10 protein-coding genes are annotated in these 8,275 nt (G+C 68.4%); 3 read left to right on the top strand and 7 right to left on the bottom strand.

Annotated features, from left to right (window positions below):
- The 6 genes from ccsA to ccmA all read right to left on the bottom strand — a co-directional run.
- The coding region (gene ccsA / locus ACXJKH_RS10535) for a cytochrome c biogenesis protein CcsA (RefSeq protein WP_457319392.1) at nt 1-675 on the bottom strand (675 nt) is incomplete at its 3' end.
- A complete protein-coding gene (ccmE, locus tag ACXJKH_RS10530) occupies nt 676-1,137 on the bottom strand; it encodes a cytochrome c maturation protein CcmE (RefSeq protein WP_457319391.1) in 462 nt (153 codons plus the stop codon). It abuts the gene before it with no gap.
- A complete protein-coding gene (locus tag ACXJKH_RS10525; protein WP_457319390.1) occupies nt 1,134-1,319 on the bottom strand; it encodes a heme exporter protein CcmD in 186 nt (61 codons plus the stop codon). Before ACXJKH_RS10525 ends, ccmE begins: the two co-directional genes overlap by 4 nt.
- Nucleotides 1,316-2,092, bottom strand: a complete 777-nt coding sequence (gene ccmC, locus ACXJKH_RS10520; RefSeq protein ID WP_457319389.1) for a heme ABC transporter permease CcmC — start codon at nt 2,090-2,092, stop codon at nt 1,316-1,318. Before ccmC ends, ACXJKH_RS10525 begins: the two co-directional genes overlap by 4 nt.
- 96 nt (nt 2,093-2,188) lie before the next feature.
- On the bottom strand, nt 2,189-2,884 hold the full coding sequence (ccmB, locus tag ACXJKH_RS10515; RefSeq protein ID WP_457319388.1) for a heme exporter protein CcmB: 696 nt from the start codon (nt 2,882-2,884) through the stop codon (nt 2,189-2,191).
- Complete coding sequence (gene ccmA / locus ACXJKH_RS10510; protein WP_256775603.1) at nt 2,881-3,510, bottom strand: heme ABC exporter ATP-binding protein CcmA; 630 nt, start codon at nt 3,508-3,510, stop codon at nt 2,881-2,883. Before ccmA ends, ccmB begins: the two co-directional genes overlap by 4 nt.
- Nucleotides 3,511-3,629: 119 nt before the next feature.
- Here ccmA and ACXJKH_RS10505 point away from each other — a divergent pair, with 119 nt between their 5' ends.
- From ACXJKH_RS10505 to ACXJKH_RS10495, 3 genes are all read left to right on the top strand, one after another.
- Nucleotides 3,630-4,778 (top strand): pyridoxal phosphate-dependent aminotransferase, encoded by a 1,149-nt coding sequence (locus tag ACXJKH_RS10505; RefSeq protein ID WP_457319387.1) that lies wholly within the window; start codon nt 3,630-3,632, stop codon nt 4,776-4,778.
- The gene (locus ACXJKH_RS10500; RefSeq protein ID WP_457319386.1) at nt 4,778-5,611 is read left to right on the top strand and encodes an amidohydrolase; all 834 of its coding nucleotides are present in this window, start codon (nt 4,778-4,780) and stop codon (nt 5,609-5,611) included. The genes ACXJKH_RS10505 and ACXJKH_RS10500 overlap by 1 nt, the downstream gene beginning before the upstream one ends.
- A 92-nt stretch (nt 5,612-5,703) precedes the next feature.
- Nucleotides 5,704-6,138, top strand: coding sequence for a hypothetical protein (locus tag ACXJKH_RS10495; RefSeq protein ID WP_256775599.1), 435 nt, complete (start codon nt 5,704-5,706; stop codon nt 6,136-6,138).
- A 236-nt stretch (nt 6,139-6,374) separates the two neighbouring features.
- Here ACXJKH_RS10495 and rluB read toward each other — a convergent pair whose 3' ends face one another.
- Nucleotides 6,375-8,228, bottom strand: a complete 1,854-nt coding sequence (gene rluB, locus ACXJKH_RS10490; protein ID WP_457319385.1) for a 23S rRNA pseudouridine(2605) synthase RluB — start codon at nt 8,226-8,228, stop codon at nt 6,375-6,377.
- Nucleotides 8,229-8,275: the final 47 nt, after the last annotated feature.

The raw sequence follows: 8,275 nt of genomic DNA, 5'->3' as shown, positions 1-8,275 counted from the left end.
GCCGAGTGCGATGCCCAGGGTGAGAAAGCCCCAAGCCACATTGGTCCAGGGCCGGGTCCAGCGTAGCCAGCGTGCATCCACGCGCCCTTCGAGCAGTGCGGCGATGGCGAAGGCGAACGGCACCGCAAAGCCGACGTAACCCAGGTACAGCATCGGCGGGTGGATGATCAGTCCCGGATCCTGCAACAGCGGGTTGAGGTCGTGGCCTTCCAGCGGCGCCGGCAGCAGCCGCGCGAACGGGTTGGAGGTGAAGATCAGGAAGGCCAGGAAGCCCACGCCGATGATGCCGAGCACGCCCAGCACCCGCGCCAGCACCACCATTGGCAGTTGCCGCGACCAGCGCGCCACCGCACCGTTCCACAGCGCCAGTACCAGCGCCCAGAGCAGCAGCGAGCCTTCATGCGCGCCCCATACCGCCGAGTAGCGATAGGCCAGCGGCAAGAGCGAATTGGAGTTTTCGGCGACGTAGCGCACCGAGAAATCCTGGGTGACGAAGGCCGCGGTGAGCACACAAAAGGCCCCGAGCAGCAGCACCAGCTGCGCGTAGGCGGCCGGCCGGGCTACGGCCATCCACGCCGGGTAACCGCGCTGCGCCCCCCACAAAGGCAGCACCGCCTGCAGCAAGGCCATCAGCAGCGCCGCCACCAGCAGGATCTGCCCCAGCTCGGGCAGCACTCAGCGCACCTCGGGTGCGGTCACGGGCACGTCGTGCTTGGTGTGCGCCTGGCCCATCTTGTCGGCCACTTCCTTGGGGATGTAATTCTCGTCGTGCTTGGCCAGCACTTCATCGGCAATGAAGCGGCCGTCCTGCAACCGGCCCATGGCAACCACGGCGGTGCCCTCGCGGAACATGTCCGGCAGGATCCGCGAAGTGCTCACCGGCAGGGTTGCATCGCCATCGGTGACCACGAACTGCGCTTCCAGCGAACCGCTGGCGCGCTGGAAGGAACCCTTCACCACCATCCCGCCGAGGCGGAACCGCGACTGCGGATCGACATCGCCGCGCAGCACCTCGGCCGGCGTGTACAGGTAGGCGATATTGCGTTGCAGGGCGAAGGCGACCAGCGTGGTGGCCAACCCCGAGGCAAGCAGMAACAGCAGCACCCAGATCATGCGGCGGCGCTGTACCGGGGTCATCGGCTCAACTCCGTGGCGGGCATGGCGCTGCTCGGCGGCTTGGCACGCGCCTGTAGCCGCTGCTGGCGATGCCGGGCCTGCCAGCGTGCCAGGCGCAGGCGCAGCCACGAACCGARCGCATCGCAACACAGCACCAGCCCGAACACCGCAAAGGCGGCAATGATGAAGGGCAGGTGGGTCATTGCGGCAGCTCCCGGGCAACGGTGGCGTCACCGCTGCCGATACGCTCGCCAACCCACGCCTTGCCCGCCTCGCGCAGCAGGTTGTCGGCACGTGCTTTGGCCAGCAGCGAACCGGCGAACCACAGCTTGGTGCCCACCACCATCCACCACAGTGGCGCGATCAGTTCCGGGCGGACCGCGTTGTCGCCGAACACATTGATCGACTGGCGCTGGTGCAGCCCGCCCCACCAGTCCACCGAATAGCGGATGACCGGCAGCAGGGCGACCCCGACGATGGCCAGCAGGCCGGCCGCGCGCGCGGCGCTGCGTCGATCCTCGATGGCGTAATACAGGCCGATCACGCCCAGGTACAGGAACAGCAGGATCAGTTCGCTGGTCATGCGTGGGTCCCAATCCCACCAGGTGCCCCAGGTGCTTTTGCCCCAGATGCTGCCGGTGAGCAGGGTGATCAGGGTGAAGCCGGCGCCCATCGGCGCGCAGGCCATCGCCAGGATCTCGCAGATCTTGATCCGCCAGACCAGCGCGATGGCCGCGTACAGCGCCATCAGCGCGAACACGAACAGGCTCATCCACGCGCTGGGCACATGAATGTAGATGATGCGGAAGGCGTCGCCCTGGCTCTGCTCCGGTGGCACCACGAACAGGCCCTGCCAGATCCCGATCAGCAGCACCGGCACCGCCGCCACGTAGAACACGCGCGACCAGCGCGCGGCAAAGCGGTCGAAGGTGGGCGGCGAAGCGGTTTGGTGGAACCAGCGGACAATCGGATGCATACGGCGGTGGTTATCCAACGAAGGGCGACGATTCAACGGACATGGAGCGGCTTGTTGAACGATGACGCTGGAAACGATGGTGCAGTGGACGATGGCTCAATGCAGTGAAATCCGGATCGCCGCCGCAGTGGCCAGCGGCGCGAGCACCAGTGCCGCCACCAGCCCGGCGCCGAGCAACAGCAGCGCACCGACCGGATCCTGCCCGCGTGCCGCTGCCGCCACGCTGCCTGCGCCGAACACCAGCACCGGCACGTACAGCGGCAACGCCAGCAACGCCACGAGAATACCAGAGCGCCGGATGCCCACGGTCAGTGCGGCAACCACGCCACCGAYCAGGCTCAACAATGGCGTTCCCAGCAGCAACGATGCCAGCAGGATGGGCAGTTGGTCATGTGGCAGATGCAGCATTTCGGCCAGCAGCGGCGCCATGATGATCAGCGGCAGGGCGGTGGTCGCCCAGTGCAGCAGCACCCGCACCAGCACCAGCCAGGCCAGCGGCACCGGGGCCAGCAGCCATTGCTCGAGCGAGCCGTCCTCGGCGTCGCTGCGGAACAGCGAATCCAGCGACAACTGGCCAGCCAGCAGCACCGCCAGCCATAGCACGGCGGTGGCCACCTGGGCCAGCAACTGCGGCTCGCGGCCCAGGGCCAAGGCAAACAGCACCACCACCAGCACCGCGAACATCAACGGCTGCAACGCATCGCCGCGGCGGCGCCACAGCAGCTTGAGATCGCGTCGGACCAGCGCCCGCGCGGTCTGCCAGAGGCCGGGTTCAGTGCCGGGCGCGATCATGCCGCCGCTCCCAGGCTGAGCAGGCGGGTCTGCACGGGCGGGGCGGCATACGCGCCGTGGGTGGTGACCAGGGCCGCGCCACCGCTGCGCAGGTGTGCGGAAATCATCCGGTTCACCAGGTTGATGCCGTCCAGGTCCAGGTTGGCGTAGGGTTCGTCGAGCAGCCACAGCGGTGCCGGCGACAGCCATATCCGTGCCAGCGCCAGGCGCCGCTTCTGCCCGGCCGACAGCTGGCGCACCAGGGTGTCCTCGTAGCCGGCCAGGCCGACGATGGCCAGCGCGTTGCCCGGCATCTGGCGCGAGCGCCGGCCGTGCAGGCCGCACAGGAAATGCAGGTTTTCCAGGGCGTCCAGATCGGCCTTCAGCGCCGGCAGGTGGCTCAGGTAGGCCACGAACTGCGACCGTTCCTTGTGCCCGGCCGGGCGCCCGTCGATCTGCACCTGCCCGGTATCGGCGCGCAGCAGCCCGGCCAGCACCCGCAGCAGGGTGGTCTTGCCGGCGCCGTTGTCGCCCTGTACCAGGAGCGCTTCACCGGCATCGATGTGGAAATCGAGCGGGCCGAAGACCGGCTCATCGTTGCGACTGAAGCCAAGGCCTTGGGCGGCCAGCAACGCAGGAGCGTTCAAGGGGCGGGATCTTTGCACCGGAAAGGGCGGACAGTGTAATGGGCGCAGGGGGGCACCCACCAACGCTGGGGACCTACCGTCTACACTGACGCTTCGTCATCTCTTCTTCGATCCTGCCGATGCAACCGCAAACCAAGCTGCCCAAGGTGGGCACCACCATCTTCACCGTGATGTCCCAGCTGGCCGCCGAGCATGGCGCCGTGAACCTGGGCCAGGGGTTTCCGGATTTCTCCGCACCGCAGCGGCTGCTCGATGAAACCATCAAGGCGATGCAGGCAGGGCTGAACCAGTACCCGCCGATGACCGGGGTGGCACCGCTGCGCCAGGCCATCGCGCAGAAGGCGCAGGACCTGTACGGCGCGCAGGTGGATGCGGACACCGAGGTCACCGTGACCAGTGGCGCCACCGAGGCGATCTTCAACGCCATCCACGCCGTGGTGCGCCCCGGCGAGGAAGTGATCGTGCTCGACCCGGCCTACGACTGCTACGAGCCGGCCATCGACCTGGCCGGCGCGCGTGCGGTGCATGTGCCGCTGGACCCGCAGACCTTCGCCGTGGACTGGGACCGCGTGCGCGCGGCGATCACCCCGCGCACCCGTCTGCTGATGGTCAACAGCCCGCACAATCCGTCCGGGGCGATGCTGACCGCCGATGACATGCAGGCGCTGACCGACGTGCTGCGCGGCACCGGTATCTACCTGATTTCCGACGAAGTCTACGAACACATCATCTACGACGTCCGCCGCCACGAATCGGCACTGCGCTACCCGGAACTGCGCGAGCGCGCGTTCGTGATCTCCAGCTTTGGCAAGACCTATCACTGTACCGGCTGGAAGATCGGCTACGCGATCGCACCGCCGGCGATGAGCGCCGAGTTCCGCAAGGTGCACCAGTACAACACCTTCACCAGCTTCGGCCCGGCCCAGTACGGCTTCGCCGCGATGATCCGTGACGAGCCCGAACATCACCTGGAGCTGGGCGCGTTCTACCAGGCCAAGCGCGACCGTTTCCGCGAGCAGCTGCTGACCACCCGGCTGACCCCGCTGTCGGTGCCGGGCGGTTACTTCCAGCTGGTGGATTATTCGGCGATCAGCGACCTGCCCGACCATGAATTCGTGAAGTGGCTGACCATTGAAAAGGGCGTGGCCGCCATTCCGTTGTCGCCGTTCTACGAGACCGCGCCGCAGGGCCAGCGCCTGGTCCGTCTGTGCTTTGCCAAGAACGACGCCACCCTGGACGCGGCGATCGCACGCCTGCAGGTGCTGTGATGGGCGCGGCCATCGAACGCGGCGACCTGCGCATCTCCCTGGTCCAGGGCGACACCCGCTGGCATGATCCGGCCGGCAACCGTGATCACTACGGCGCGCTGCTGGCGCCGCTGGCCGGACAGACTGACCTGGTGATCCTGCCGGAAACCTTCACCAGCGGTTTCTCCAACGAGGCCATCGACAAGGCCGAAAACATGGACGGGCCGACCGTGGCCTGGATCCGCGAGCAGGCGGCATTGCTGGGCGCGGCAGTCACCGGCAGCGTGCAGCTGCGCGTGGGGCAGGGCGTCTACAACCGGCTGCTGTGGGCCACCCCGGACGGAGAGGTGCAGCATTACGACAAGCGCCACCTGTTCCGTTACGGCAACGAGCACCTGCGCTATGCCGCCGGCAGCGAGCGCGTGAGCGTGGAATGGAAGGGCTGGCGGATCAACCCGCAGGTCTGCTACGACCTGCGTTTCCCGGTCTTCTGCCGCAACCGCTTCGACGTGGAGCGCCCGGGCGAGCTGGATTTCGACCTGCAGATCTTCGTCGCCAACTGGCCCTCGGCCCGCGCGTATCCGTGGCGCACGCTGCTGCGCGCCCGTGCGATCGAGAACCTCTGCTATGTCGCCGCGGTCAACCGGGTCGGCGTGGACGGCAACGCGCTGCATTACGCCGGCGACAGCGCGGTGATCGATTTCCTCGGCCAGCCGCAGGTGGAAGTGCGCGAGGTGGAGCAGGTGGTCACCACCACCATTTCGTCCGCCGCACTGGCCGCGCACCGCGCCCGCTTCCCGGCGATGCTCGATGCCGACGCGTTTACCCTGGATGGTCCAGTCGACGCTGGCTGAACGGTCGCCTGATGGCGGCGTGTGGCCTCATCCGGGCCATACGCGGCCGCTGCTAGATTCGCCTCGTCACCCACTGAGTACGAGCGGATCGCATGAAGAAGTTCTCCCTGGCATTGATCGCACTGGCGGGTATCTCCGCGGTTCCGGCGGCACAGGCCGCCGGCAACATCGACTGCGAACTGCACTACAACCTGGCCGGCTGGTCGGTGCTGTACAAGACCGCCTCCGGTACCGGCACCATCAGCTGCGACAACGGCGCGCGCATCCCGGTGAAGATCACCGTCAAGGGGGGCGGGCTGACCGTGGGCAAGTCGAAGATCGTCGATGGCAAGGGCAAGTTCTCCGGCGCGTATTCGCTGGATGACCTGATCGGTTCCTATGCGTCGGTGGAAGCGCATGCTGGCGCGGACAAATCCAGCAACGCGCAGGTGATGACCAAGGGCGACGTGTCGCTGGCATTGGCTGGTACCGGCAAGGGCTGGGACCTGGGCGTGGGCCTGGGCAAGTTCACGATCGAGCGCCGTTGACGGTAGAGCCACCCCATGGGTGGCTGCACCACCGTCCGGCATGACGTGCAGCCACCCATGGGGTGGCTCTACCGGATGTGTCTGGCATTACGCGGAGCCACCCATGGGGTGGCTCTACCGGATGTGTCTGGCATTACGCGGAGCCACCCATGGGGTGGCTCTACCCGTTTCGGCGGCGCAGCCCCACAAAAAACCCCGGCCGAAGCCGGGGTTTTTTGATCTCAGCGTATCAGTGATCAGCCGCCGCGCGGGCCGCCGCCACGGTGACCGCCGCCGCCCGGACCCCGGCTGCCGCCGGGACGACCGCCCGGGCCGCCGGGACCGCGACCACCGGGACCGCCYGGCCCACGGTTGCCGCCCGGACCGCCCGGACCACGATTGCCACCCGGACCGCCGGGGCCGCGTGCACTGGCGCCACCCGGGCCCCGGCTGCCCGGACCACCCGGACCGCGGTTGCCACCGGGACCACCCGGGCCACCGGGACCGCGATTACCGGCCGGACGCGCGCTGCCGTAGGGGCTGACGCCCGGATTGGCGTGGTCGGACGGGAAGCTCGGGGCATTGCCCGGATGCCCGTAGGGGTGACGCGACGGACCCTGGCCGCCCTGGCCACCCCGGTTGCCACCGGCGCCTGCGCCGGCCGGACGACCCTGGCCGCCGTAGCCGCCACGGCTTTCGCCGCCGCGATTCTCGCCGCCGTAACCACCGCCACCGCCACCGCCACCGCCGCCATAGCCACCACGGCCTTCAGCGCCGCCGCCATAGCTGCCGCGCCCCGGGCCGCCTGCGCCACCGGGGCCCTTCGGCTTGCCGTACGGGCGACCCTGGCCGCCGGCACCTGCGCCGGCACCCGGACCACGTGCGCCGGGACCACGGGCTGCGCCGGGGCCGGCATTGCGGTGGCCGCTCGGACCGGTGCTCACACCGTCGGGCACATACCAGCTGCGGAACGCGGCCGGGTTGCCTTCGGGAAGTGCCCGGTTGCCCTTGTCCGGGCGCGCCTTGAACGGACGCTGCGACTGCTTGGCCGCCGCTTCGCCGCTGACCGTCAGGCCGCCCTTGAAGCCGCCGCCCTTGCCACCGCGACCACGGCCGCGCTCTTCGCGCACGTTGTCGAAACGACGCAGTTCGCGGCCTTCATCGGCCGAGTTGTGGCCGTTGACGTAGGCATTGCTGCGGGCACCATCGCGCGACACGCGCACGGTGGTCTTGGCCGCGCGACGCTGTCCGATCACCGGCTGCAGGGTCAGCGCCGACGKCGCGCCTTCTTCCAGCTTCAGTTCGGCGCGCAGCGCCTCGACCTGCTTGGCCGGCAGTTCGACCGACTGGCCACGCAGCAGTTCGCGCGGCAGGCTGACCTTGCCGTAGCGGGTGCGCTTGAGGCGGCTGACCTGGCAGCCCTGCGATTCCCACAGGCGGCGCACTTCGCGGTTGCGGCCTTCCTTGACGACCACGCGGAACCAGTCGTGCGAATCGGTGCCGCCGATGAGTTCGATCTCGTCGAACTTGGCCGGGCCGTCTTCCAGCGCCACGCCACGGGCGAGGCGGTCGACGATGTTGTCCGGCACCTTCTCTTCGCCTTCCGGTGCACGCACGCGTACGACGTACTCGCGCTCGACCTCGTAGGAGGGGTGCATCATCGCGTTGGCCAGCTCACCGTCGGTGGTTGCCAGCAGCAGGCCGGTGGTGTTGATGTCCAGGCGGCCGATCGCGATCCAGCGCGCGCCCTTGAGGGCAGGCAGCGCTTCGAACACGGTCGGGCGACCTTCGGGGTCTTCGCGGGTGGTCACTTCGCCTTCGGGCTTGTTGTAGGCCAGCACGCGCGAGGTTTCGGTCAGCGCGGTGGCCACGAAGCCACGGCCGTCCAGCTCGACCTTGTCGCCGCTCTTGATCGACTGGCCGGTCTGCGCAACTTCACCGTTGACCTTGACCAGGCCATCGGCGATGCGCTGTTCCAGCGCGCGGCGCGAACCGAGGCCGGCCTGGGCCAGCACCTTGTGCAGGCGTTCTTCCAGCTTGGGCTGGTCGGTGGCGGTTTCGCGCTTGAGCGAAAGCTTGTTCAAAGACGGCTTGCGGGGGGTGTCACTCATTTACTTGGCTCCGGCCGGCGACGGGTGCGTCGGCCTCTGGTTCGGGA

The organism is Stenotrophomonas sp. P5_B8 (assembly GCF_054049855.1).
Note: the sequence above shows the minus strand (reverse complement) of the source record. Positions and strands in the feature narration are given on the sequence as shown.

What these genes read in the sequence shown, in the direction of transcription:
- ccmC (WP_457319389.1), bottom strand. Translation starts at nt 2,092, where the DNA reads ATGCATCCGATTGTCCGCTGGTTCCACCAAACCGCTTCGCCGCCCACC.
- ACXJKH_RS10505 (WP_457319387.1), top strand. Translation starts at nt 3,630, where the DNA reads ATGCAACCGCAAACCAAGCTGCCCAAGGTGGGCACCACCATCTTCACC.
- ACXJKH_RS10500 (WP_457319386.1), top strand. Translation starts at nt 4,778, where the DNA reads ATGGGCGCGGCCATCGAACGCGGCGACCTGCGCATCTCCCTGGTCCAG.
- ACXJKH_RS10495 (WP_256775599.1), top strand. Translation starts at nt 5,704, where the DNA reads ATGAAGAAGTTCTCCCTGGCATTGATCGCACTGGCGGGTATCTCCGCG.